Genomic DNA, 273 nt, shown 5'->3' with positions numbered 1-273 from the left:
TCGTCGCCGACCTCCACCTCGATCCCTACTACGGCGATGAAGACGAGACAGAAGCTCTCTACTCCTCACTGGCCAAGCGTGGAACAACGACGTTTCACGCTTATGCGACACTCTACGCACGGGTGCGCAACAAACGCTACACACTAGCGGTTCGCCAGCTGGTCGCTGGCGAAACCTCAGGTGACGTACTCGGTGAGTTCCTCGAACTGCTTGACGGCCTTGACCTGAGCGTCAAGGCCGTCTATCTTGATCGGGGCTTCTACAACAGCACCT

At 57.5% G+C, this 273-nt stretch carries 1 pseudogene; it reads left to right on the top strand.

Features of this window, described 5'->3' with window-relative positions:
- Positions 1-273, top strand: a pseudogene (locus O2S87_RS19085) (ISH3 family transposase); the annotation flags it as partial.

This window comes from Halohasta sp. A2, from assembly GCF_056175805.1.
The sequence above is the reverse complement of the archived record's forward strand: the minus strand, read 5'-3'. Positions and strand labels throughout refer to the sequence as shown.